General features: G+C 64.5%; 19 protein-coding genes. 12 read left to right on the top strand and 7 right to left on the bottom strand.

All coding sequences use genetic code 11. The features are described 5' to 3' along the window. Positions 1-246 precede the first annotated feature (246 nt). Together F0P96_RS09875 and F0P96_RS09870 are read right to left on the bottom strand one after the other, a co-directional pair. On the bottom strand, positions 247-1377 hold the full coding sequence (locus F0P96_RS09875) for a flavin-containing monooxygenase (RefSeq protein WP_151078696.1): 1131 nt from the start codon (positions 1375-1377) through the stop codon (positions 247-249). An 88-nt stretch (positions 1378-1465) separates the two neighbouring features. Further along, on the bottom strand, positions 1466-3520 hold the full coding sequence (locus F0P96_RS09870) for an FAD-dependent oxidoreductase (protein ID WP_151078695.1): 2055 nt from the start codon (positions 3518-3520) through the stop codon (positions 1466-1468). A 347-nt stretch (positions 3521-3867) separates the two neighbouring features. Between F0P96_RS09870 and F0P96_RS09865 the strand changes: the two genes are divergently transcribed. Further along, on the top strand, positions 3868-5361 hold the full coding sequence (locus F0P96_RS09865) for a DUF5723 family protein (RefSeq protein WP_151078694.1): 1494 nt from the start codon (positions 3868-3870) through the stop codon (positions 5359-5361). Positions 5362-5448: 87 nt separating this feature from the next. Here the strand turns inward: F0P96_RS09865 and F0P96_RS09860 are convergent, their stop codons facing one another. Then, entirely contained in the window at positions 5449-6885 is a 1437-nt protein-coding gene (locus F0P96_RS09860; RefSeq protein WP_151078693.1) for an aldehyde dehydrogenase family protein, read from the bottom strand. A gap of 216 nt (positions 6886-7101) precedes the next feature. Between F0P96_RS09860 and F0P96_RS09855 the strand changes: the two genes are divergently transcribed. After that, complete coding sequence (locus F0P96_RS09855; RefSeq protein ID WP_151078692.1) at positions 7102-8436, top strand: alpha/beta hydrolase family protein; 1335 nt, start codon at positions 7102-7104, stop codon at positions 8434-8436. 58 nt (positions 8437-8494) lie between these two features. Here the strand turns inward: F0P96_RS09855 and F0P96_RS09850 are convergent, their stop codons facing one another. Next, positions 8495-9601, bottom strand: a complete 1107-nt coding sequence (locus F0P96_RS09850) for a M23 family metallopeptidase (RefSeq protein ID WP_151078691.1) — start codon at positions 9599-9601, stop codon at positions 8495-8497. 197 nt (positions 9602-9798) lie between these two features. Here F0P96_RS09850 and F0P96_RS09845 point away from each other — a divergent pair, with 197 nt between their 5' ends. The 3 genes from F0P96_RS09845 (at position 9799) to F0P96_RS09835 (ending at position 12740) form a co-directional block, all read left to right on the top strand. Then, the gene (locus F0P96_RS09845) at positions 9799-10224 is read left to right on the top strand and encodes a hypothetical protein (protein WP_151078690.1); all 426 of its coding nucleotides are present in this window, start codon (positions 9799-9801) and stop codon (positions 10222-10224) included. 171 nt (positions 10225-10395) lie between these two features. Then, complete coding sequence (locus F0P96_RS09840; RefSeq protein WP_235917444.1) at positions 10396-11472, top strand: hypothetical protein; 1077 nt, start codon at positions 10396-10398, stop codon at positions 11470-11472. Positions 11473-11537: 65 nt separating this feature from the next. After that, on the top strand, positions 11538-12740 hold the full coding sequence (locus tag F0P96_RS09835) for an MFS transporter (protein ID WP_151078689.1): 1203 nt from the start codon (positions 11538-11540) through the stop codon (positions 12738-12740). Between the two features lie 95 nt (positions 12741-12835). Here F0P96_RS09835 and F0P96_RS09830 read toward each other — a convergent pair whose 3' ends face one another. Beyond that, a complete protein-coding gene (locus tag F0P96_RS09830; protein WP_151078688.1) occupies positions 12836-13486 on the bottom strand; it encodes a T-complex 10 C-terminal domain-containing protein in 651 nt (216 codons plus the stop codon). 210 nt (positions 13487-13696) lie between these two features. On the opposite strand from F0P96_RS09830, the gene F0P96_RS09825 reads away from it, so the two are divergent. Then, a complete protein-coding gene (locus F0P96_RS09825) occupies positions 13697-15358 on the top strand; it encodes a hypothetical protein (RefSeq protein WP_151078687.1) in 1662 nt (553 codons plus the stop codon). 15 nt (positions 15359-15373) lie between these two features. Here the strand turns inward: F0P96_RS09825 and F0P96_RS09820 are convergent, their stop codons facing one another. Beyond that, entirely contained in the window at positions 15374-16876 is a 1503-nt protein-coding gene (locus F0P96_RS09820; RefSeq protein WP_235917443.1) for a pectate lyase family protein, read from the bottom strand. A gap of 185 nt (positions 16877-17061) precedes the next feature. Between F0P96_RS09820 and F0P96_RS09815 the strand changes: the two genes are divergently transcribed. From F0P96_RS09815 to F0P96_RS09795, 5 genes are all read left to right on the top strand, one after another. Beyond that, a complete protein-coding gene (locus F0P96_RS09815) occupies positions 17062-17568 on the top strand; it encodes a GNAT family N-acetyltransferase (protein WP_160620243.1) in 507 nt (168 codons plus the stop codon). A 78-nt stretch (positions 17569-17646) separates the two neighbouring features. Further along, the gene (locus tag F0P96_RS09810) at positions 17647-18234 is read left to right on the top strand and encodes a pseudouridine synthase (RefSeq protein WP_151078685.1); all 588 of its coding nucleotides are present in this window, start codon (positions 17647-17649) and stop codon (positions 18232-18234) included. 195 nt (positions 18235-18429) lie between these two features. Further along, positions 18430-18888: a cold-shock protein gene (locus F0P96_RS09805; protein WP_151078684.1), complete on the top strand. Its 459-nt coding sequence runs from the start codon at positions 18430-18432 to the stop codon at positions 18886-18888. 133 nt (positions 18889-19021) lie between these two features. After that, entirely contained in the window at positions 19022-19231 is a 210-nt protein-coding gene (locus F0P96_RS09800; protein ID WP_151078683.1) for a zinc ribbon domain-containing protein YjdM, read from the top strand. Positions 19232-19548: 317 nt separating this feature from the next. After that, positions 19549-21285, top strand: coding sequence for a T9SS type A sorting domain-containing protein (locus F0P96_RS09795; protein ID WP_160620245.1), 1737 nt, complete (start codon positions 19549-19551; stop codon positions 21283-21285). A gap of 244 nt (positions 21286-21529) precedes the next feature. On the opposite strand, the gene F0P96_RS09790 is transcribed toward F0P96_RS09795, so the two are convergent. After that, positions 21530-22726 (bottom strand): hypothetical protein, encoded by a 1197-nt coding sequence (locus F0P96_RS09790; protein ID WP_151078681.1) that lies wholly within the window; start codon positions 22724-22726, stop codon positions 21530-21532. A gap of 326 nt (positions 22727-23052) precedes the next feature. On the opposite strand from F0P96_RS09790, the gene rlmF reads away from it, so the two are divergent. Then, the gene (gene rlmF, locus F0P96_RS09785) at positions 23053-24060 is read left to right on the top strand and encodes a 23S rRNA (adenine(1618)-N(6))-methyltransferase RlmF (RefSeq protein WP_151078680.1); all 1008 of its coding nucleotides are present in this window, start codon (positions 23053-23055) and stop codon (positions 24058-24060) included. Positions 24061-24071 lie beyond the last annotated feature (11 nt).

Genomic DNA, 24071 nt, shown 5'->3' with positions numbered 1-24071 from the left:
CTCACCAACTGGGTAATGTGGGTAAAGGCGGTGGGCAAAAAAAAGCCTTTCCGCGGGGCGGAAAGGCTACAAATGCAAAGCGAAGGGTTTAGCGCTGCACCCGAACAGGCACAGGTTGCAGCTGCGGGGCACGACCACCCAGCAAACGATCGAGCAAGGCGGCAAGCTGCTCGGCAAGGGACGAAAGTATCATAGTCAGCAAAGCAAGGGAAAGCGAGAAATACCTCTCGGTTAAAGGTACGTTTTCTAACGCTGTACGGACACGATTCCGTTCACTTTTTCGACCGATGTGCTTTGGCCGGCCACCAACGCCCTCACCACGCGGCGAGCATCGCGGCCTACGCCGCCGAGCAGAGCCGAACTTCGGCTATCGAGCCAGGGCAAGCCGAGGAACGCCAAGCCGGGCAGCGCCGTGAGGCCGCGGTGGTGCAGGGGGTAGCCTTGGGCATCGAGTACGGGAGCCTCTATCCAGTTGAAATCGGGGCCGTAGCCGGTGGCCCACACCACCGCTTCCAGCGGCGGCGTGCGTTGGGTACCTTCCAAGCTACCGTCGGCGTGGGCCGTTAGGGCGCGCCCCATCCAGTGCACGTTAGGCAGCCGCCGCGCCTTCGCCCACGCGTCGCGTACTACGGGTTCGGGTTGCTTGTGTAAATACGCTCCTATGGCGTGGTAGCGCGAAAACCGCATCAGTCCGCACGCTTCCAGCGCGGCCCACATCAGCGTGTTGTTGGCCATTACGGGGGTGCGTTCGTCGAAAGCCAGGTATACTGGGCGCCCGGCTTGGGCAAGGTCGGCGGCAATTTGCAGGGCCGAGTTACCGCTGCCCACTACAGCTACCGGCCCGGTACCAGGCAACTGGGCCGGGCGCTGGTAGTCGCGGCTGTGGAGCTGCACCACGGCCGCGGGCAGGTGTTGCGCCCACGGTGGCACCCGCGGCACCTGAAAACCACCGGTGCACACCATTACGCGCGGCGCGGCGTATTGCGCGCCGGTGTGCGTGGTTACCAGATAGCCGCTGTGGGCCACCTGCTGCAGACGCACCGCCCGCTGTCGGTGATGAATGTGAAACCCGAACCGAGCGGCGTAGGCCCGCAGGTACTCGGCCGCTTCCTGCTTGGTGGGGTAGCGCAGCGGGTCGCCGGGCCAGCGCCAGCCGGGCAAGCCGCTGGCCCACGCCGGCGAAAACAACTGCAGCGAATCGTAGCGCTCGGACCAGGCTGCTCCTACGGTCGGGTGCTCGTCGAGCAGCACGCACTTCAACCCGGCCCGCTGCACGTAGTAAGCCGCCGCCAACCCGGCCTGCCCCGCGCCAATGATTAGCGTGTCGGTTCGGTAAACAGCGGCGGGTTGGTAGTCGGCGGGAGTGGGGGAAGGCATAGGGCAAGGAAACAGCGCGGGTTGCCTAACGGTTATTGGGCGGCTTCTGCGCTTCGGCCACCATATAACCTACCCAAACAGCATTGCCTCAAGCGGTAGCCTCGTTTGCGTAAGGCGTACGAAACGCCGTCGGCTGGGGCAAATCGGCTTTGAGGTGCTGGGCCGTGTGGTGCGCCAGGGCCATAATGGTGAGCATGGGGTTAACGCCGCTACACGCCGGGAAGGCCGAGCCGTCGGCCACGTACAGGCCGCGCACCTCGTAGGTTTCGCCGGTGGGGCTGGTGGGGTGCGTGGCCCGGCTGCCGCCCATGCGGCAGGTGCTCATTTGGTGGGCGCTGTAAAGGCTGAACTGATTGGGCCGCCACCCCAACTGCGGCAGGCCATCGAGCACGTCGCGGTTCTGGATTTGCCCGTCGCGTACGTGCAGCGTGGGCAGCGTGCCGTGGGGCAGGTATACCGTGTGGGCGCCAGCGGCCGCGTGTACTTCGGCGGCCGTGCGCACGGCCGTCAGCAGGTGGTCGCGGTCGAAGGCACTGAGGCGGTAGTCGATGAGCGGCGTGCCGTGGCGGTCGATGCGCACGCGGCCGCCGTCCCGGTCGCGCGTCAGCACAATGAAGGAGCCCAGGTGCGCGGCGTCCTGCATCAGGCGCTTGTGCTGCTCGCCCGAGAGCCACGGCAGCGTCATGGCCATTAGGCCGGCGTGGGCGGGCGGCGTCTCGATTTTGGCGCCGAAGTTGGTGCCGTTCAGCCGGGTGCAGCTGTCGTTGACCACGGACATGCTCGGACCGTACCACGCCTCAATGGGCCACGGGTACACGCCCGATACCGCCACGGTGGGGTGCAGGTGCAGGTGGTGGCCCAGGTGCGGGTGCTGCAAGCCGCTGCGCAGCAGCAAAGCCGGGGTTTGAATAGCCCCGCCAGCCACTACCACGCGCTGCGCCCGCACCGTCACGCGCACAGGCCGGCCGTCGGCGGCGGTGCACACGGCCTCGGCACCGGTGGCTTGTCCGGCCGCGGTGGTAATGCGCTCTACCCGCGTGTTGGGCAGTAGCCGTGCGCCGTGCTCGGCCGCGGTTTTAAGGTACGTGTTCAGCGTGCCTTGCTTGATGCCGTACCGGTCGCCGAAGGTGCTGTAGCCCAGCCCCCGAAAATCGGCCTCCGAGTCACTCAGCCCCTTTTCGTTGCGCGGAATCAGGCGTACATCGTGCCCAAGCTTGCGCGAGCCGTCGAGCAGGGCCTGGTTCTGACCGTTGTGGCGCGGGTAGTCGGTGTTTACGCTCACGGCGGCAGCCACGGCCTCCAGGCTGGCTTTGAACGAAGCCTGGGTAAAATGCGGCGCTTGATGGTCGTGGGCCCATTCTTCCAGCACGTAGTCGGGAGTGCGGAAGGCACCGGCCCAGTTGACGGTGGTGCCGCCGCCAAGGCAGCTGCCGGCCAGCAAGGTAATGCCGCCGTCGGTGGTGCTGAGGGTGCCGCGGGCGTCGTAGAGCTGGCCGAGCATGTCGGCTTCGCGCTGGGTGAAGTCGCAGCCGTGGCAGTACGGGCCCTTTTCCAGCACCAGCACGTCGTAGCCCGCGGCGGCCAGCTCGCCGGCCACCACGCCGCCGCCGGCGCCGCTGCCAATCACCAGCACGTCGCAGTCGTAGGTGGTGTCGCGCGTGGGCTGCAGGGTAGCCAACGGCCGGGGCGTATCCACCACGCCGTCGGTGAGGGCGGCAGGGCCGGGGTAGCCAATGGCGCTCCAGCTGGGGTTTTGCTGGTTGGCTTCGGTGCCGCCGTAGTAGAGGAAAACGCAGAGCTTGCGCAAGGCCTGAAATCCTTGCCGCAGCGGCGGCAGCAGGCTACCGGCCCAGGATTGTAGCAGCTGCTCACGTTGCGCGGGCTTCAGCTCCACAAACGGCTTGGTGGGCCCAAACCACGTGAAGCCCAGCAGGGGGCTGCCGAGCAAATCCAGGAGTTGCTCGAACTGCCGCTGGGCCGCTTCGGGCTGGGCCTCGATGGCGGCCAGCAGTTGGTCGAAGTTGATGCCTTCGGAACCCGCCCGCGCCCAGTAGTCGTGGTGCGTGGGTTGGGCCGGAATGGCGGGAACGAAGGTGTCGGCCAGCGCGGCGAGGGTACGGCGCTGTTCAGCGGAAAAAGTCATGCAGCATGCGTTAAACCAGCTTCGACCGCGCCGCACAGCTTAACCCGCGACTGCGCCCCCAAAGCAGCTCTCTAAATATCGGGCTTTTTGTCGAAAAGCTCGGCATGCCGAGCTTTTCAGCGCTGGCTTATACTCCTGATAACGAAACCGCAACTTCTATTCCGCTTCCCTAGAAATACCTGGAAGTAGGTATTGACTGCCACGGGTTCTGGCTAGTACATTTGCTATGTTTAAATATTCGGTAGCAAAGTGCAAACGCTGCGTTTTGCATTGTTTCCGGCATATTTCCGCGCCCTTCTGCCGACCACACACCGCCTTCTATCTGATTCCACTCTTACCCTGCCCTCTTGTCTGCCACCATTCGCTTCGCCGCTTGTGCGGCCCTGCTGCTTGCTGCCCAAGCCAGCACTGCCCAACAGCTTTTTTCCGCCGCTCACGGTAACTACACCGGCCTGAGTGGGGCTTCCTGGAACCCCGCTTCCATTGCCGACAACCGCTTTACCATCGATATTCGGCTGGCGGGGCTCGATGGGCACGCCACCAACACGGGCTACCGCTACACCGGCCCCTGGACGCCCCTGAACAACGCCGAGGTCGACCTGGACGACAAGTACCTGGAGCGCCAGACCAACAAAAAAGCCAAGCTCTTCGACGCGGGCCTGAACCTGCGCGGGCCGGGTTTGATGCTGCGCCTCAACGACAAGCACAGCGTGGCCTTCGGTACGCGCGTGCGCACGGCCATTCAGGGCAACAACCTCTCGGAGGTCTTTCTGCAAAACGCCATCGACGGGTTCCAGACCAAGGGCCTCAGCAAAGGCAATAGCCTGAATCTGAACATGAACGCCTTTGCCGAGTGGGATGCTTCTTACGGCCGGGTGGTGTACAACGAAGGCTCGCACTTTTTGAAGGCGGGCGTTACGGTGAAGCGCCTGATGGGCATGGGCTCGGCCTACCTGCAGGCCCCGGTGCTCGACTACGAAGTGGTGCCGGCGTCGCCCGCCATTGGCGACTCCACGCTGCGGATTCAGCGCCTGGAAGCGTCGTTTGGGTACTCCAACGCCAATGCATTCGACGATTTGGACGTGAATACCGTGCGCAGCTGGCTAACCGGCGGCAATGCGCCGGGCAGCGGCTGGGGTGCCGATTTGGGCGTGGTGTACGAGTTCCGGCCCGACCCGGACAAGTACCGCTATTCCGACAAAAAAGGCCGTTCCAAAATCGACCACTCGCGCAACAAGTACAAGTACCGCCTTTCGGTGGCACTGGTCGACATGGGCAGCATCAACTACAAGGAGCAGGCCGTGGCGTTCAACGACATCAAGACCAGCAAGCTGAACGTGAGCGAGGCCGATGTGAAAGGCATCGACCTCGACAACTTCGACGTGAAAACCAGCCGCATTCTGCGCACCACGCGCTACCAGAAGCAAACCAGCTTCCGCTCGAAGCTGCCCACGGCCCTGAACATCGACGCCGACTACCACCTCTGGACCAAGCTGTACGTGAATGCCGCCCTCAGCCAGAGCCTGCGCGGGCGCAACGCCATTGGCATGCGCACGTTCTCGTACGCAGCCCTCACGCCCCGCTTCGAAACCCGCTGGCTGGAGCTGTCCACCCCTCTGTCGCTGATCAATAACTACCAGACGGTAGCGCTGGGCGCCTCGGTTCGCATTGGCCCGCTAACGGTGGGCTCCAACGATTTGGGCGCCCTTTTCGCTTCCAGCAACCCCTACGGGGCCAGCGGTTACGCCGAGTTTTCGCTGTTCCAGTTCAGCAACTGGCGTCACAAAGAGAAAAAGAGCAAGTCCCGCCTGCCTTCTACCACCGCCCCGGTCATGCCGTAAGGGCAAAACCCTTGCTTAAAGCCAATGCGCCCAGCTGCATATACCTGCAGCCGGGCGCATTGTTTTTCCAGCACACGGCGCCGGTGTTTAGAAAAACTTCAGCAGCCAGCCCACCAGCTTTTTAACCTGCGGGGTGTAGGGCGGGTACATGGCCTTGAGGGCGGTGCGGCCTACGCGCTGCCGGAGCACGGCTTTTTCGTTGGAAAACTGCAGGAAGCCGGCGTGCCCGTGGGCGCGGCCCATGCCGCTGTTGCCCAACCCGCCGAAGGGCAGCTCGGGGTGGCCCAGGTGCAGAATGGTTTCGTTGACGCAAGCCCCGCCGGCGGGCATGTGGCCCAGCAGGTACTGCTGGTTTTGGCTGCTTTGGCTGAACACGTATAGCGCCAGCGGCCGGGGCCGGCTGTTCACAAAATCGGTGGCTTCCATGAGCGTGCGGAAGGTGTGCACGGGCAGCAGCGGGCCGAAAATTTCCTCCTGCATCAGGCGGCTATCGGGTGGCACGTGGGTGAGGACGGTGGGCTCGATGAAGCACTGGGTTTGGTCGACGATACCGCCGATTTCCAGTTTCGCGCCCTGACGCTGGGCGTCTTCGAGCAAGCCGGCGAGGCGCTGGAAATGGTGGCCGTTGACGATGCGCGCAAACGACTCGGAAGCCGCCACGCCCTGGCCGGTGGGGTTGTAGAAACGCTGCAGCACCGCCCTGATTTCCTGCAGCAACGGTGCCTGCACGCTTTCGTGCACCAGCAGGTAGTCGGGCGCCACGCAGGTTTGGCCGGCGTTGATGCTCTTGCCCCACACGATTTTCTCGGCCGCGTCGCGCAAGTCGGCGGTTTCGTCTACCACGGCCGGCGACTTGCCGCCCAACTCCAGCGTGACGCTGGTGAGGTGCTCGGCGGCGGCGCGCATCACCACTTTGCCTACCTGAGGCGAACCGGTGAAGAAGATGTGGTCGAAGGGCAAACCCAGCAGCTCGGTGGCCACGTCTTTGTCGCCTTCCACCACGGCTACCTCGGCCGGGTCGAACAGCTCGCGCACCATACGCGTGAGCAGGGTGGCCACGTGCGGCGTCATTTCCGAGGGTTTCAGGATGCAGCAGTTGCCGGCGGCCAGGGCCGATACCAGCGGATCGATGGCGAGGTAGAAGGGGTAGTTCCAGGGTGCGATGATGAGGCACACGCCCTTGGGCTCGACCTGCACCCACGACGTGGTGCCCACCAACGACAACGGCGTGCGCACGCGGCGCGGGCGCATCCACTGTTTCAGGTGCTTGAGCGTGTGGCGAATTTCCGTCTGCGACGACCAGATTTCGGTAATGTCGGTTTCGGCGGCGGGCTTGCGGAAGTCGGCGTGCAACGCCTCCTGAATGGCGGTGCGGTTGGTGGTTATCCAGGTGCCGAGCTTGCGCAGCCGCGCGGCCCGGGCCTCCACCGCCTCGTGGCGCAGGGCGGTGCTGCGGGCCTGCTGGCGCGCAAACAGCTGCGGAATATCAACGGCGGCCGACACGGCGGGAGCAACGGTGGGCATGGAAACGGAAGCGAGGTGTAGTGCTACAAGATAAGCGAAATGAGCGCCGAGAAGTTGCACGGCGGCTACCGGTGCGGTGCGCATTGCCGGCCGCCGAACCTGCTAAATGGTGGCTGATTCAATTGTAAGCAACTTTTTACATCGTACTGTTTCTATATAGCTTGCCTGGCCTCTTCTCCATCAGCCGGGCTGCGCAGTACTACAGTGCTATTTCCGATGAATCTAACCTTTACCCTGGCAGCCAGCTTTGCGCTGCTGAGCGGCACCGCCGCGGCCCAAACACTGCCGCGCCGCGCTTTTGTAGGCATCAACCTGCAGGGCCTCAACGACAGCATTCAGCGGCGCTACCACCTGCCCGACCAGCGGGGCATTCTGGTAACCGGCGTGCGCGAGCAGTCGTCGGCCCAGGCGGCGGGCCTGCTGCCCAACGACGTGGTGCGGCAAGTGGACAAAACGCCGGTGCAGGACGTGCCGCAGTTTGTGGGCTTGCTCAAGCAGTTTAAAACCGGCGACCAGAGTACGTTTACGCTGCTGCGCAACGGCAAAACCCTTCGCAAAAAACTCACGTTCACGGCTTTTCCGGCCGAGCGCAGCCCCCACTACACCGTGGAGTACGGCGCGGTGCAGCACGCCCAGAACCGGCTGCGCACCATCATTACGCGCCCCACCCACGCCGCCGGCCCCAAGGTGCCGCTGGTGCTGTTCATCCAAGGCGTGGGTTGCTATTCCATCGACAACCCGCTGACGCCCGACACCCCCGAGCGCCGCATCATCGACTCGCTGAGCCGGCACGGCTACGCCACGTTGCGCGTGGACAAAACCGGCATGGGCGACAGTCAGGGCATACCCTGCCTGCAGGCGGATTTGCGGACTGAAACCGGGGGCTACCGGGCCGGGCTGGCCGCCGCGCGCCAGCTGCCGTGGGTCGACGCGGACAACGTGTTCATTACCGGTTTCAGCATTGGGGGCGTGCTGGCGCCGTTGGTAGCCGAAGACGTGCCCGTGAAAGGCATCGTGACCTGGGGCACGGCCAGCCGCAGCTTCATCGAGTACCTGCTGCACAACAAGCGCAACCAAAGCACGCTGGCCGGCATGCCCTACGACAAAATCAATGAGCAGCAACAGCTTTACGCCGCCGTGCTGCACCTGCTGCTCACCGAAAAGCAAACGCCCGAGCAGGTGCTGGCCCGCTACCCCAATGCGGGCGACCTGCTGCGCTTTCCGCAGCACTATAGCTACATGCAGCAGTGGCAAGACCTGAACCTGGCCGCCGCGTGGCAGCGGCTTAACACCCGCGTACTGGCCCTGCGCGGCGCCGCCGACTACATTTCCTACTCCGAAGACCAGCAACTGCTCGTGGACGTGGTGAACCGCGCCCACCCCGGCCAGGCCCGGTTTCAGCTGCTGCCCGACGTGGACCACGGCTTCACCCGCGCCCGCGACATGCCGGAGAGCCTGCGCCTGAGCGAAGCACCCAACCCCGCCAAGAACTTCGACTTCGTGAACGTCATCATCCGGTGGCTCGACGAAACCCGCCAGCAGAAATCCTAATTCAGCGCAGCATCTGCTTCGGCGGGCCGTAGCAGAAGCACGGCGGCGGGCCGAGGCGTTACTCGCCCTTGCGGGTTTGCAACAGAAAGTCGCCGCTGTCGACGGCACCCGAGGCCACGGTGCGCTGCCGACGGCCGCGCAGCAACTGGAAGTTGCGGAAGTACGCCGGCAGGCCTTCCACGTTCATTTCTTTGCCGGTGCGCAGCTCGTAGTGCAGGTGCGGGAAGTACGAGCTGCCCGACGAGCCGACGCGGGCCACCACTTGATCGGCCCGCACGGCGTCGCCTACTTTCACGGCCACGCTGTTTTGGCGCAGGTGACCCAGCAAGCTGTACTCGCCGTGGCCGTGGTCGATGACGACGTAATTGCCGTAGAGCAGCAGCGGGTCTTTGCCCACCATGTCGGCGGGGTTGAAGTGGTCCTCGCCGTTGTCGTTGTCGGGCTGGGCGGCGTAGGCGGCCACCACGCGCCCGGCGGCCGGCGCGTGCACCGGCCGGTCGAAGCCGGGGTAGTCGGTGTTCTTTTTTCCGTCGCCGCGGTGCAGTTCGCCGGCGTCGGTCACCACCACAAAATCGTGGGCGTAGCGCATGAAATTGGCACGAATGCCCACCTGCTGCGCCACGGGGTGCAGAAAGTCGAGCCGGCGGTGGTGGGCGTTTTCATCGTGGCCGTCCCACACCAGCAGGCGGCCGCTGAGCGGCAGCGTGAGGGCCGTTTGGGGTTGGTAGCGCACCGGGCGCACGTCCAGCCGGGCTTCTTTTTCGGCCCGCTTTGGGGTCTGAAAGTGAAACACGTACTGCAGGCGCGCGGGCTCTATGTCGTCGGCAAAGGTGTGGAAGGGGTTGAAGACGAGCACCGTGCCGCCGGGCAATACTTCGTGGTGCGACAACGCGTTGATGGCCGGGCTGAACCCGTTGTTGTCGACGAATTTGCGCAGCACCAGCGCGTTGCTGCCGTCGTACACCGACACCTCGATGCTGGTCAGGCGCAGGGTGTCGCGGCTGCGGTTGCGCACGGCCAGATCGAAGTTCAGGCGCTGGCCGGCCCGCTCTTCCAGCCACACCTTGCCCGGTCGGGCCGTGACGGATACCCCGCTGGTGTCGGGCAACAGGGTGGCGGTGCCGGCGGGCAACGACAGACTACAAGCGAGAAGCAAAGGGAGCATGGCGGGGAAGAATGGAATACGGCGCCAGATGCGGGGCCGCGGCGAAACGTTGCCTGAGCGGCTATTTCATTTGCACCCGTCGGTGTTGTACTTTCGTAGAGTCGCGGCAGCACAGCGCCTGTTGGTACTTTGCGGCCCCTGCCCCATTCCCGCTTCGCTTATTCTACCGACGTTGCTGCGCAACGCCCCGTTACCCTATGCCTACTTTACTCCGCGACCAAGAAACCCTGTATTTCCAGAATGCAGCGGGCAGCGTCTTCTATCACGCGGCCGGGTATGCCCGGCTGGCCTGGAGCGCCGAGCGCGTTACGCCACTCGAAACCCAAACCCTTTACGAACACACCCTGACCCTGCTGCGCAGCGCGGGCGCGGGCAAGGTGCTTTCGGAACACGCCCAACGCCAGCCGCTGCCGCCCAGCACCCAGGAATGGCTGTCCCACGACTGGGTTCCACGCGCCGTGCAGCAGGCCCGGTTCCGCTACTGCGCCATCATCGACGGGCAAAATCCGCTGCACCGCTTGTCGGCGCAAAGCATCATTGCCGATACCAGCCTGGGCGTATTGTTCAAGCGGTTTTCCTCTGCCGAAGAAGCGGCTAGCTGGCTGCTGAGCCTACCCGCCTGAGGCGGGTACTCAGGCCCGTAGCCCGATGTTCGCCACTTGTGGCCCGCCACTGAACCCGCCCGGGCCCGCACGTTGTTGCGCAGGCCCGGGCGGGTTCTTTCGGCAACAAGCCCACGGTGTGATGCTATGTCGGTAACAAAATGGCAAAAAGGAATGGTGCGACGGTGGAGCATGCGGGCGTTGCTGGTGGCGGCAGGCCTGAGCGCCGGTGCCGTGTTCAAACCCGCCCCCCGTGCGCCGCTGGTGTTGCACGCCGCCCCGCTCCCGTTTGCTCCCACCGAATTCTACATCAGCCAGGTGCTGGATGAGCGCGCCGACCGCGCCGCCGTGGCCTATCTGCTGCCGCTCAGCGCGCCGGCCGCGCCGCAGCCCGTCGATTTGCAGGGCGGCGGGGCCGCGGCCATCCGCGAGTTTGTGCGCCAGAGCCTGCCGCGCAATACCGCACTGCGGCCCGTTACCGTGCGGCTGCAGGAGTGTGTGGTGCGCGAAACCGCAGCCGCCGGCGCGCCCGGCCGGGTAGAGGGCCGCGCCACGGTGGCCATGGCGTTTGAGTGGCAGCGCAACGGCCGCACCATTCCGCTGACCACCTACCGCGGCACGGCGCGCTACCTGCGCCCCGCCGCCCAGCCCGGCGGCACCGAGCCGGCGCTGCAGCAAGCCCTGGCCGACGCCCTGCGCCACCTCAATGCCTGGGTGAACCGCGAAGTAAACGGCAACGCCAAGCTGGCCACCGCCCTGCGCGTGCACACCACCGATGATGTGCACCCCGCCGACGACACGCTGTTTTACTCGTCCGCGCAGCCTCTCTCGCTCGATGATTTTCGGGCCGAACCGCGCCTGACGGGCCGCTACGCCGCTACGGTGTTTCCTAGTTTCGCCTACTCGGCCCGGGCCCAAACGGTGTCCGGCGTGCTGCACCTGCACCTGCAGATGCAGGTATTTGTGGTGCGCAGCGCCTCGTGGGTGCGGCCCACGGCCCGCACGGCCTATACCCTTGCCCACGAGCAGCGCCATTTCGATGTGGTGAAGCTGGTGGCGGAGCGGTTCAAGCGCAAAGTGCAGCCCGACAGCCTCACCCTCGACAATTACGACGCCCGCATGCAGTACCAATACTTGCAGTCGTGGTGGGAGATGAACCGGCTGCAGGAGCAGTACGACGCCGAAACGGGCGGGGGCACCAACGAAGCCGCGCAGCAGCGTTGGAACCAGCGCCTCGATGCTGAGTTGCGCGCGTTTGGGGTGAAATAAATGCCCCGCAGCCCGGCCGACGGGCCTACTTTTGCGCTGTTGCCCCCACCGCATTTTCACGAGTTATGAGGCATTCTTCGGTAGCGGCAGCAGTTTCTCCGGGCCGGGCGCGGCTGGCGGTTACGCTGTTTTTTCTGGTCTCGGGCTTCGGGTTTGCCACCTGGGCCTCGCGCATTCCTACCATTCAGCAGCGCCTGGGGCTGAGCGAAGCGCAGCTGGGCAGCGTGCTGCTGGCCCTGCCGGCGGGGCTGATGCTCACGCTGCCCGTGACGGGCTTGCTGCTGCGGCACTACAGCAGCCGGCAAGTTATGCTGGTGGGTGCGGTGCTCTACAACGTGGCCTTGGCGCTGCTGGGCTTTGCCACCCACACCTGGCAGTTGGTGGTGCTGCTGTTCTGCTTCGGCTCGTCGCGCAACCTGCTCAACATTTCCGTCAACGCGCAATCCATTGGGGTGCAGGCACTGTATGCGCGCTCCATCATTGCGCGGTTTCACGGGGTGTGGAGCGTGGCGGGCTTTGCGGCGGCGGCCGTGGGCGCGTGGGTGGTGGCGGCCGGCGTGGCGCCGCAGTACCATTTTCTGGGCACGGCGGTGCTGCTCACGGGGCTGGCCTTGGTGTTTTTTCCCGGCAGCCTGGCCTTGCCGCCCGCCCCGCAAGCGGCCAAACCGGCCTTTGCGTTGCCCGACAAAACCCTGCTGAAATTCGGTCTGATGGCGTTTGCCTCGATGGCCTGCGAGGGCACGATGTACGACTGGGGCGCCATTTACTTCGAAAAAGCCGTGGGCACGCCGCACCACGTTGCCACCATGGGTTTCGCCGGCTACATGGTGGCCATGACGCTCGGCCGCTTCGTGGGCGACGGGTTGGCCAGCCGCTTCGGGGTGCGGGCGCTGCTGCGCGGCAGCGGCCTGCTGATGACGGCCGGGCTGGTGCTGGCCGCACTGGTGCCGTTGCCGCTGGTAGCCGGGCTGGGCTTTGCGCTGGTGGGGTTTGGGGTGTCGTGCGTGGTGCCGCTGGTGTTTGCCATGGCCGGCCGCTCGGCGGCGCTCAGCAGCGGCTCGGCCATTGCGGGCGTTTCCACGGTGGGCTATTTCGGCTTCCTGATTGTGCCGCCGCTGGTGGGCTTTGTGGCGCAGGCCGCCGGTCTGCGTTGGGCCTTCGCCCTCATGGCTACCCTGGGCGTGCTGCTGATGGCCCTGGTGAGCAAACTCCCCACCGACACCCCCGCCGCACCATCGGCCGCCGCCGATATGCTGCTGCCGGAATAAGCCGACGCTTAACAAAGAACCGCTCCGCCCGCACCTGAATCAGGCGTGGGCGGAGCGGTTTTCGCAAGGCCAAACAACAGGGTTTGGCCGCCGGCTTAGTCTTTCACTTTGCGCTGGCCGTCGTCGGCGTCGCGCTTCACTTTGGTGCCGTTGGCGTATTCCACTTTCCGGTCGCCGTCCTTGTCGATTTTCACCACAGTGCCGTTGGCGTATTCCACCTTGGTGCCGCTGCGGTCTTTCTTGTATTTCACAATGGCCGGGCCGCGGCGGCGCGGGGCGGTGCCGTTGGCCGTGCCGCGGGCATCCACTTCCGAGGCTTCTTCGGCATCGGCGTAGCCGTAGTAGCGGGCCCGGTTGGTTTGGTAGGTGCGGTAGCGGGCGTCGTCGTTGAGCACCGTCCGAATCTCGTTGTCGGTTTCGGTGTCTACTTGGCGTACGGCTACGTAGCGGCCGGTGGTGTCGGTGGCGTAGCGGGTGTCCAGGTCGCCGAGGCGGCGGGCGCGGTTGTAGTACACGGTGCGCACGCGGCGGGTTTGGGCGGTGTCGGTCAGGCCCAGGTCGGTGGCTACCATGTCGGCCGAGCGGTAAGCCTGGTCCTGGTAGAGCGTGGTGTCGGCGTTGCTAACGACTACGGCCGTGTCGGCGGCGGGTGTGGTGGCCGCGTCTACGGCGGCGGGTTTGTCGCGGTTGCACGACGCCAGCGCGAAGGCCGCCGCCACGGGGAAGAGAAAAAGACTGTTTTTCATGGGAAGGGCACCTGGCAAGGTGCGGTATGGTGAAGGCTGCTATATAGCCGATGGGCGCTTTACGGCGGAGGTTGCGGTGCGGTTATGCTGCGGCGCCCAAGCCGGCTTTTTTTGCTGGTTCGGCGCGACGGATGATACGCCACCAGCAACGCCCGCCTATCTTCCGAGCACTATGTTGCCCCGATGTTGCCCCGCTTATTTGCCGTGCCGATGCCTGCCCGTTACGCTTTTCACCTGCTGGTGCTCCTGTGGCTGCTTTTGCTGCATGTCGGCTACCCCTGCCGCGCCCAGCAGCCCTACTTGAACGCCTTCTACGACGGCTTCAACGCCGTGCGCACCGCCCAATACCGCTACGACGCCCACTACGAGCACTACGTAGCCCTGCCTTCCGGCTTTTCCATGGGCGCGGTGCTGGCCATCGACAGCAATGCCGTACAGGTGGTGCGGGTGGATCTGGTGTACACCGCGTTCCGCCAAAGCAGCGCCTTCGACCAACGCCAGCTCAACCTAGAGCGGCTGGCCGGGCTGCTGCAGCTCAACCCGTCGTTGCGCACCCGCGCCGCCGTGGAGTGGAACCTGGTGGAGCAAACCGGCTGCGACAGTCCGCAAGAATGCCAGGGCTACTTCCACGGCTTCGTGATTTACACCGAGAAGCGCTTCACCAAAGCCGACTCCGAAGTTGAAATCAAGCACATGGAAGACGCGCTGCGCCGGCGCCTGGCGCAGCGCGTTCGGCGCAACACGGCCCCCACCGATTCGGCCGAGCTGGACGATGCGCCCCGCACGGCCTCGGCAGGCATGTACACGGTAGAGCGGTTCGAGCACAACCTGTGCTACGTGCCCGCGCTGCGCTGGCCCGCGCGCGAAATGAACCAGCGGCTCCGGCGCAGCTACCGCTGCCCCGACAAGCGCCGCCAAACGGTAGGCTTCCGGGCCGACATCGACGCCAAAGGCCGCGTGACCCAGCTGGTGCTCGACAACCCCGACTTGGCGTGCAACAAGCAACTGCACCGGGCGCTGCTGCGCACCTTGCGCTGGCAGCGCGGGTTTGTGGTGGCCCGCAAGTGGTACCCTGGGCAGGCCGTGGGCACGGTGCGCCTGCCGTTGCGGGCCCGCAGCCTAGTGATAAAGCGCTACGTGTTGCCCGATTCGCTGCTGCAACGCTACGCCCTGGAGCTGGACGAAAACGGCTGCTACACCACCCGCACCGACACCGTGCGCACGGTGGCCGGCGTTGGCGTGCGCGACGAAGGAGCCGTGTCGGCGGTGCTCGACCGCAACCCCAGCTGGACGAAAAGCCTGGTGGTGGTCGACGTGACGGGCAGCATGAGCCCCTACCTCACCGACTTGCTGGTGTGGCTCAAGCTGGCCTCGCTGCGCACACCCCGCACCTTCGTGTTCTTCAACGACGGCAACGACAAAGCCGACCGCGACAAACCCATCGGCCATACCGGCGGCATCTACAGCGTGGCCGCCAGCAGCTTCGAGCCCGTGAAGAAGCGCATGTACCAGGCGATGCGCGGCGGCGGGGGCGGCGACCAGCCCGAAAACAACTTCGAGGCGCTGCGGGCCGGCTTGCGCGAGGTGCCGCCCGGCAGCGAAGCCATTATGGTGGCCGACAACTACGCCTTTCCGCGCGACGCGCGCCTGCTGCACGGCCTGCCAGTGAACCTCAAGCTGATTTTGTGCGGCACCACCGGCGGCATCAACCCCAAATACCTCGCCCTGGCCCGCGAATACGGCTTCTCGCTGCACACCATGGAGTCCGATATTCTGGACCTGCAGGCGCTGCACGAAGGCGAAACCATCGAGCTGGAAGGCGAGAAATACCTCGTGACCAAGCACGGTTTCAAGCGCGTGGGCGCCTGGTAGCGAGGAGCTTGCGGCCTATTGCCGACCGGCAGCTTTGTCCGCGCCCGGGGCGGGCGCCGGACCAGCCAAGCTGTTGAGGTAGGTTTCGAGCATGGTGTAGCCGTTGGCGCCGGTTTTCTGGCGGTCGGCGGCGTCTTGCGGGTTCAGGCCGTGCTTCTTTTCCCAGGCGTCGGGCATGCCGTCGTGGTCTGCATCGGCCGGCGCCGGGGCCGATTTCAGCACCGGCCAGGCTTTCTGCGACACCTCGTAGGGCGTGCCGTGCGGGTAGCCGCCCTGCACGTCAATCAGCCGGCCGGTGCGGGTGCGCACGTTGCGCACAATGCGCTCATCGAGGGTGTCGCGGCGCGGGCGGGTGGCGCCGGCATCGGCCAGCACGGCTTCGTAGGCCTGGGCAGCCGGGTGCGTGGTGACGGGGCCGAGGTCGAAGGGCGCGGCAGCCTGGGCCAGCACGGTGTCGGCGGCGGTGCCGCCGTTCATGGTCACGCCGCGCCAGTTGTGGCGGGTCACCTCGGCGCTGGCGTCTACGTAGTTGCCGGCGAGGTAGAATTTGCCGTAGGGCAGCGGATTTTTGCCCGCCGGTATGCGGTACGGGTTCAGCACCCGCGCCCGCACCGATTCCTTGGTGCTGGGGCCGTATTTGTAGTAGTTGCCCACAATGTTGTAGTTGCCGCCTTCGCCCGCGTAGGCGTTGTTTTCGCCCCAGTTGTAGAGCACGTTGTTGCGGAAATCCACGTTTTCGTAGCCGGCCGGGTGGGTGTAGCGGCTGCCGTTGAAGCGCGGCATGCGGTTGTTGCAGCTCGCAAACAGATTGTGGTGCATGGTGGCATGCTGCCCGCCCCAGATGCCGCCGAAACCGTGTCGCTCAAAGTCTTTGTCGCCGGTCTCGAAGTGGTAGGAGTAGTTCAGCGGCTCGCTGATGAGGTTCCACTGCAGGGTGGTGCTGTCGCCCTCGTACACCGAAAAAGCCTCGTCGGTGCTCCAGCTCATGGTGCAGTGGTCGACGACGAGGTGGTTGTTGCGCGTGCCGCCGAACGCGTCGTCGCCCCCAGCCCCGTCCACCATGCCGGTGTTCTGGTTTTTGTCGCCCATGCGGAAGCGCAGAAACCGTACAATCACGTTGTTGGCCTTCACCCCTACCGGAAAATCGGCCAGGCAAATTCCGTCGCCGGGCGCGGTTTGGCCGGCTATGGTGGTGTTGGGCTTGCCGATGGTGAGGGGCTTGCTCAGATGAATGGTGCCCGATACCCGAAACACCACCGTGCGCGCCGCCGCCGGTGCCGACAGCGCGTGGCGCAGGCAACCGGGCCGGCCGTCGTCGAGCAGGTTGGTGACTTCAAATACCGTGGTGGGCGCGGCTACTGTGCCCCGGCCGCCCGAGGTAAAGCGGCCCGCGCCCTCGGCGCCCGGAAAAGCCAGCTGCTGGGCCCCAGCGGGGCCAACCGCTGCCCCAAGCACGCTGCCGACTCCCAACACCATTACCCGAATAAACTCCGTTACAACCAAGTCAGTACGACCCATGACAAACAACTACCAACGGCGGCTGCACTTGGCCACGACCGTGGCCCCTGGGCAGCCGCCCGCAACCTGATATTACAGCCCCTACCGCGGCCGCCGGCAGTGCGGCCTCGTCTTTATTTGTGCAAACGATGTCGGCAACGTTGCCGATATTCAACACGCCGACCGCAGTATTCCCACGTTTCCCCATGCGTCACCGAGCCTACCCCGTTTTCCCCGAGCTGCACACGCCCGACTTGCTGTTGCGTGAGCTGTCGGCCGACGACCTCGAGGGCACGCTCGACCTTACGTTTTACGACGGGCAGCCCGCCACCTCGCTGCCCATGGCCCAGCGCATGCTCGAGGTCATGGCCCGCGACTACCGCCTCGGCAACGGCATCCATTGGGGCGTGGTGCTCAAGGCCACCAACACCATTGTGGGCACTTGCGGCTTCTACCGGGGCTTTGCCCACGGCGGCGGCGAAATCGGCTACGTGCTGCGCGACGCCTACCGCGGCCGGGGCATTATGGCGCAGGCCGTGCAGGCCATCATCACGTTTGGCTGGCACGAGCTGCACCTGCGCCAGATTACGGCCTACTGCGAGCCCGACAACCACGCCTCGCAGGCCCTGCTGCGCAAGCTGCATTTCGCGCCCTTCGGCACCACCGACGACGGCTTGCTGGCGTTTCGGCTGCTGCCGCCCGCGCCGTGCTGAGCCGCCGGGGCCGCGTACCTTTGCGGTTGCCCAGGCCGCTGCTACCGGCGCCGTGGCCGCCCAGCACCGGTTTTTGCCATGTCCACGCACCGTCATTTTCTCTTGCACAAGCCCTACGGCTACCTGTGCCAATTTGTGAGCGAAGACCCGCGCGAAGCCCGCAAAAAGCGGTTTTTGGGTGAGCTGTACGCGTTTCCGGCCGGCACCATGGCCATCGGGCGGCTCGATGAGGAAAGCGAAGGGCTGCTGCTGCTCACCACCGACGGCGGCGTGAGCGAGCGGGTGCGCAGCAAGCACATCGAGAAGGAATACTACGCGCAGGTAGACGGGCTGATAACCGACGCGGCCGTGGCCCAGCTGCAAGCCGGCGTCGAAATCGGCCTGCGCGACGTGAAATACCAGACGGCCCCGTGCACGGCCCGGCAGCTAACCGAGGCTCCGGCGCTGGGCCCGCGCAGCCGCCCCATCCGCCACGAACGGCACGGCCCTACTTCCTGGGTGTCCATCACGCTCACGGAGGGCAAGTTTCGGCAGGTGCGCAAAATGACGGCGGCCGTGGGCTTCCCCACCCTGCGGCTGGTGCGCGTGCGCGTGGGCCAGGTGTGGCTCGGCGACCTGCCCGCGGGCACCGTGCGCGAGCTGGATGCGGCGCTGCTGCCGGGCTAGCCCCGGCCGGCTCACCGCTGGAACCAATGGCGCTGCGGGCATCGTTCTACCCGATGCGACCTTTGCGTGCAATAACCGCCGCCCGGAATACCAATCCGGCCTTTCGGTTTCGTATCTTCGTCGCAGTGCAGTCGTCTGTTTTCAGCTCCCTTTTCATTTGCCGAAGCAGATATCATCAACAAGCAACTGAATACTATGGGCAGAGCGCAGGAAAGCTTTGGTAAAAAGGAAAACGAGAAAAAGCGGCTGAAGAAGCAAAAAGACAAGCTGGAGAAGCGCGAGGAGCGGCAGGCCAACGCCAAAAAAGGCCAGAGCCTCGACGATATGCTGGCTTACGTGGACGAAAACGGCAACATTTCTTCGACGCCGCCGGACCCGACCAAGAAAAAAGAAATCAAGACCGAGGACATCCAGATTGGCATCACCCGCCGCGAGGACATGGAGGACGAGGATCCGGTACGCACGGGTTCGGTTACGTTCTTCAACGAATCGAAGGGCTACGGCTTCATCAAGGATGCCGTGAGCCAGGAAAGCGTGTTTGTGCACGTGAACGGCCTGGTAGACCGCATCAAGGAAAACGACAAGGTGACCTTTGAGGTAGAGATGGGCCACAAGGGGCCGAGCGCAGTGCGCGTGAAGCTGGCCGCGGTCTAATCCGCGGGGCTTTGCCGACGGCAAAAGGCCGCTGCCCCGCGTGGGCAGCGGCCTTTTTCGTGCCTGCGCGGGGTTTTCCGATATTGGCGCGTCAATTACACAGGAGCCGAGTGGGCTCGGATACCGCACGCACATGGACGTAAAGGATAGCAACGGCACGCTGCTCAACGAGGGCGACTCGGTGACGCTGATCAAGGATTTGAAGGTGAAGGGCTCCTCGACTACGCTCAAGCGCGGCACGCTGGTGAAAAACATTCGCCTCACCAACAACCCCGCCGAGGTGGAAGGCCGCGCCGGCGGCTCGGTGATGGTGCTCAAGGCCGAGTTTCTGAAGAAAGCGTAGCCTACCGGTCACCTTGTTTTGCGTACCCTCTTGGCGTAGCTGCAAAGAGGCTTTTTTGTGTGGCTTGGTAGCCGGAAGCCCAGACCCGAAGATCGAAAAGGAATGAGGCCACGCTGTGGGCGGCATTGCATAGTGAGCATAGACCCATCTGGCGGCTGGGAAAAACAATTTTGACGAATCGGGTGCGTTTTATGGCCCGCTACAGCATAGGAACCGCCGTTCTTTATTCTGCGCGTCATGCCTTTGCGGCTACCATAGTGCCATTCGACAGCCCGGGCGGAGTGCGTCTGTACGGCGACTGTTCTCTTTTCTACTTCATGTTTATAGGCAACATTTTCCGCTTATCTCCCGCCAACGTGCGGGGCTTCCTCTGCATTCTGGTTCTGCTGGTTGGCGGCAATGGCAGCGCCTGGGCCCAGGCTCCGGTTTGGCAGACAGCAACAGCCATTGACCACACAGGTGGCAACTCTATTGTGCGGGCTTCGGCGGCCGATGCGTTTGGTAACGTTTACTTGGTCGGCGACTTTAATGGCACTGCTGCTTTTGGTACCACAACCCTGATAAGCAGCGGTACGAAAGATGCCTTCGTAGCCAAATGGAGTGCTACTGCCGGGCGCTTTGTGTGGGCCCTCAAAGGCGGTGGCGCCGGCTTCGACCAAGCCCTAGCGGTGGCCATTACCGGCTCCGATGTGTACGTGGCCGGCAGTTTTAGCAACTCGGCTCAGTTTGGCGGCCCCAACTTGTCTTCAGCCGGCGGCACCGACGTGTTCGTGGCGAAAATAGGCGACACCGGCAGCACAGGCCGCTTTATTTGGACTCAGCGCGCGGGGGGTACCGACGACGACTACGCGGCGGGAATAGCCGCCAGCGGGAGCAACGTGTACCTAGCCGGCAGCTTCGCAAGTAGCGCCGCCGCATTCGGTAGCCTTTCCCTTACCAACGCTGGTTCGGGGTCGTACGACGTGTTCGTGGTCAAGCTCGAAGATGGCGGCAGCACGGGCAATTCGGGCCGATTCGTTTGGGCCGGGCGGGCGGGCGGAACCGGCATCGACCAAGCGGCCGGCCTAGCATTGCAAGGAAGCGACTTGTACGTGGCCGGCAGCTTCTCCAGCCCCACGGCTGGTTTTGGCGGTACTACGCTCAGCAACGCAGGTAGCACCAATGCCTTTGTGACCAAGCTGACGGACGGCGGCACTTCCGCTGTTTTCCGCTGGGCGCAGCGTGGCGGCACCGCCGACGCCACCGGAACAGCCGTGGCTGTAGATGGCACCAATGTGTACGTTGCGGGCTATTTTTCGAGTGCTTCCGCCGACTTCGGCAACACCACCCTCCTCAATGCCAACACCGATGGCAGTTCCGATGTATTTGTGGCCAAGCTAACCGACGCGGGCAGCACCAGCACTTTTACCTGGGCCGAGCGGGCCGGTGGTGTCAGCAGCGACGCCGTTGATGCGGTAGCCGTCAATGGGTCAGCAGTATACGTGGCAGGCTCCTTTCAGGGCGCGGCCCGCTTTGGCACCACAAACCTGAGCAATACCGGGGCCACTGATTTGTTTGTGGCGCGGCTAACGGATGCCGGCAGCACCGGTAGCTTCGGCTGGGCCGTGCGCGCCGGCGGTACCACCTTCGACTTTGCCCATGGCTTGGCTGTAAACGGAACAGACGTATACGTAAGCGGCTCGGTAGGCCTGCCCGCGCGTTTCGGCAATTTCACCGTTTCGGGCACGGGCGCCCCCATTATCGGCTATGTAGCCCAACTCAGCGACCTTGTTCCCCTGGCTACTGAACCCTCGGCTGCGCTGGCAGGCTTAGGGCTGTATCCAAACCCGGCGCATGCGCGCACCACGGTGCAAATACCGCCCGTGCCCGGCGCCGGGCAAGCCACCCTTCTACTTTTCGATGCCCTTGGACGAACGGTACTTACCCAGCTTGTGCGCTTGTCAGCCGGCGGGGCCGCAGCCGACGTGCCGCTTCTGGGGTTGGCCCCAGGCATCTACCGATTGCAGGTACGGGCCGGCAACCAACGCCTCACCCGGTCTTTAGCAATTGAATGACCCCGAAATCCACCAAGCTTGCCCGCCACCAGTAAGCCCGGGTATGCTGGGTCTTTCTGGTGGCGGCAGGGGCCATGAATCCACAAAATAGTCAGCCTTTGGTCCGACGCTGGGCGCGTTGGTATTTTCTCGGCTCTAAACAGCCGGAGTGCTGCGCCAAATGCTGCCACAGCTGGTGATGCGCCGTTTTGGGTGTATCCATTTTCCCGGAGCTGATACCTGCTCTACCCCAAAATGGCACTAGCTACTCCGTCTTCCAGAACGGAATGAGCAGGTGGCGCGACGTGTCGGCGCGGGAACCGATGAGCAGCCGGTGCGGGCCTACTTTCAGCTGGCCGATGGGCAGCACGGCGGTCATGCCCATTTGGTCGTTGGCTTGCTTGTAGGTGGGATACCACTGCACGCGGCGGTACAGGCTGTCGTCGATGCGCAGCAGTAGCAGGTCGGAAATGTAGTTGACGGAGTCCGTCGATTTGATGTCCAGCTCGTACTGCTTGCGGTAAATCATAAACACTTCCAGAAACGGCTTGTCGATGTAGCGCGAGGGCAACGCGGCACTGTACACACGCTGGCCGTTCAGCTCGTCGAGGTAGAAGCGGTAGTTGAGGGCGGGGCCGGGCGCCAGTTGGTTGCGGTAGATGCGCCGGTCGAAAAGGTTGGGCAGGTGCAGGTCCTGGTAGATAAGGGCGTAGCTGTACGCCAGCGCTACGCTCAGGAAAGCGGCCAGCAGGCCCGCCAGCCGCAGCCGCGGCACGTGCGAGGAAAACAGCCACAGACCGGGCTGCAGCACCACGCGCAGGCTTAGGCGGTCGAAGAGCCAGAACGCCGGAAACACCAGCCACACCAGCCCCGGCGTGCGCCGCAGGGCCCCGAACAGCACGATATCGACGATGTAGAGCAGCACAAACAGCAGGAGCGTAACGGTGTACCAATCGTACCACGGACTCCAGACGATGTTGAGCAGAATGCTGGGCAGCGTAGCCAGCACCACCAGAATAATGATGATGCCGCCCAGCAGCAGGGTGCTGGTAATGGCCAGAAACATGACCGTGGCGCACACCCGGTTGAGGCGAATGAGCAGGTCGTGGAAGTAGGTGCTGTCGGGCGCCTGGGCGCGAAAAGGGCGCCGCCACCGCACGCCCTCGGGCCGCGCGCCGTCGGGGTAGAGGTACGTGACGCACACCAGCGCCACCCACAACGCCCGCAGCAACAGGTGCAGGCCGAAGCCCATGGTGAGCACCTGAATGCCGAGCACCCCGAGCAGCAGGTAGATGTGCGTGCCGGTAAGCCAGGCCGTAATCTGGAGCGACTGTACCAGATCGGTGAAGAACCCCGAGGCCTGAATGAGGGTGAATATGGCGCCGCCGGACAACAGAAATTCCAGCTCCCAGGAGCTTTCCTGTAAATTCCGCAGCCACTTGGGCGTGGTAGAGTCCTGCATAGCCGGCTAAAATAGATGCCGCCGTCGGAATTGCTCCCGAAGACGACGCGCGTGCCTCTCGCATTGGCCGGCCGCTGGTTGCACCTGTGGGCAGCCCGACTGCTCCCTTGCCATGCCCGACGCGCAGCCGCAACCCAGCCCCGGCCTGCGTGCCCTCCACCGGCTGGTCGGCCCCCAGCGGGCACGCGCCATCAGCGGCACCGTTGATTATAGTTAGAGGGCAGCATTTTCCTGCTGCTGCACGTGACCCCGCACCGGGGCCGCTGCGGCAACTCTCGTTAGCTTTGGGGCGCCGGCTTCCGGCCGCCTCACCCAGCTTCTTGCCCATGACTCCTGCGCCCGCCTCCCCTGCCTCCTCTTCTGCCGCCGACAAAGAGGGCCTGCACCCGCGCAACCGCCACCGCGGCCGCTACGATTTCACGCAGTTGGTGGCCAGTGTGCCGGAGTTGGCCGCGTTTGTGGCTCCCACTGCCCACGGCGACGAAAGCATCGACTTTGCCGACCCGGCCGCCGTGAAAACGCTCAACCGGGCGTTGCTGAAGCAGTTCTACGGCATCGACAACTGGGATGTGCCCGCCGGCTACCTCACCCCGCCCATTCCCGGCCGCGCCGACTATATCCACTACCTGGCCGATTTGCTGGCCGAAAGCAACGGCGGCGTCATTCCGCGGGGCCGCGGCATTCGGGTGCTCGACGTGGGCGTGGGCGCCAACACTATTTTTCCCATCGTGGGGCACCGCGAGTACGGCTGGCGCTTTGTGGGCACCGACACCGACCCGGTGGCCGTGCGCATGGCCAAGCAGATTGTAGCCAGCAACCGTGCCCTCACCGGCGCTGTGGATGTGCGCCTGCAGCCCGTGGCGGCCGACATTTTCAGCGGCGTGGTGAAGCCCGCCGAGGTGTTTGACCTGACGCTGTGCAACCCGCCTTTCCACGCCTCGGCCGCCGAAGCCGAAGCGGGCAACCGCCGCAAAAACCAAAACCTGGGCCACGGCCCCGCCGGAGCGCCCGGCGCCAAACCGGCCCTCAATTTCGGCGGCCAGCCCCACGAGCTGTGGACGCCCGGCGGCGAGGCTACGTTCCTCTGGCGCATGGCCGAGGAAAGCGCCATCATTCGCCACAACTGCTACTGGTTTACCACCCTGGTGTCGAAAAAGGAAACCCTGCCGGGTCTCTACAAGTCGCTCAAAAAGCTGCAGGCTACCGACGTGCGCACCATTTCGATGGCCCAGGGCCACAAAGTGAGCCGCCTCGTGGCCTGGACGTTTCTCGACGAAGCGGCGCAACAAGCGTGGCGCGCCAAGCGGTGGAGCGGCGCCGAGCGCCCGGCCTAACGAAACCACGA

The organism is Hymenobacter busanensis (assembly GCF_008727865.1).
GTDB lineage: Bacteria > Bacteroidota > Bacteroidia > Cytophagales > Hymenobacteraceae > Solirubrum > Solirubrum busanense.
Note: the sequence above shows the minus strand (reverse complement) of the source record. Positions and strands in the feature narration are given on the sequence as shown.

Coding starts and splice junctions, on each gene's coding strand:
- rlmF (WP_151078680.1), top strand. CDS start 23,053: ATGACTCCTGCGCCCGCCTCCCCTGCCTCCTCTTCTGCCGCCGACAAA.
- F0P96_RS09820 (WP_235917443.1), bottom strand. CDS start 16,876: ATGGGTCGTACTGACTTGGTTGTAACGGAGTTTATTCGGGTAATGGTG.
- F0P96_RS09805 (WP_151078684.1), top strand. CDS start 18,430: ATGGGCAGAGCGCAGGAAAGCTTTGGTAAAAAGGAAAACGAGAAAAAG.
- F0P96_RS09875 (WP_151078696.1), bottom strand. CDS start 1,377: ATGCCTTCCCCCACTCCCGCCGACTACCAACCCGCCGCTGTTTACCGA.
- F0P96_RS09860 (WP_151078693.1), bottom strand. CDS start 6,885: ATGCCCACCGTTGCTCCCGCCGTGTCGGCCGCCGTTGATATTCCGCAG.
- F0P96_RS09855 (WP_151078692.1), top strand. CDS start 7,102: ATGAATCTAACCTTTACCCTGGCAGCCAGCTTTGCGCTGCTGAGCGGC.
- F0P96_RS09850 (WP_151078691.1), bottom strand. CDS start 9,601: ATGCTCCCTTTGCTTCTCGCTTGTAGTCTGTCGTTGCCCGCCGGCACC.
- F0P96_RS09870 (WP_151078695.1), bottom strand. CDS start 3,520: ATGACTTTTTCCGCTGAACAGCGCCGTACCCTCGCCGCGCTGGCCGAC.
- F0P96_RS09830 (WP_151078688.1), bottom strand. CDS start 13,486: ATGAAAAACAGTCTTTTTCTCTTCCCCGTGGCGGCGGCCTTCGCGCTG.
- F0P96_RS09825 (WP_151078687.1), top strand. CDS start 13,697: ATGCCTGCCCGTTACGCTTTTCACCTGCTGGTGCTCCTGTGGCTGCTT.
- F0P96_RS09790 (WP_151078681.1), bottom strand. CDS start 22,726: ATGCAGGACTCTACCACGCCCAAGTGGCTGCGGAATTTACAGGAAAGC.
- F0P96_RS09815 (WP_160620243.1), top strand. CDS start 17,062: ATGCGTCACCGAGCCTACCCCGTTTTCCCCGAGCTGCACACGCCCGAC.
- F0P96_RS09840 (WP_235917444.1), top strand. CDS start 10,396: ATGCGGGCGTTGCTGGTGGCGGCAGGCCTGAGCGCCGGTGCCGTGTTC.
- F0P96_RS09810 (WP_151078685.1), top strand. CDS start 17,647: ATGTCCACGCACCGTCATTTTCTCTTGCACAAGCCCTACGGCTACCTG.
- F0P96_RS09800 (WP_151078683.1), top strand. CDS start 19,022: ATGGACGTAAAGGATAGCAACGGCACGCTGCTCAACGAGGGCGACTCG.
- F0P96_RS09835 (WP_151078689.1), top strand. CDS start 11,538: ATGAGGCATTCTTCGGTAGCGGCAGCAGTTTCTCCGGGCCGGGCGCGG.
- F0P96_RS09845 (WP_151078690.1), top strand. CDS start 9,799: ATGCCTACTTTACTCCGCGACCAAGAAACCCTGTATTTCCAGAATGCA.
- F0P96_RS09795 (WP_160620245.1), top strand. CDS start 19,549: ATGTTTATAGGCAACATTTTCCGCTTATCTCCCGCCAACGTGCGGGGC.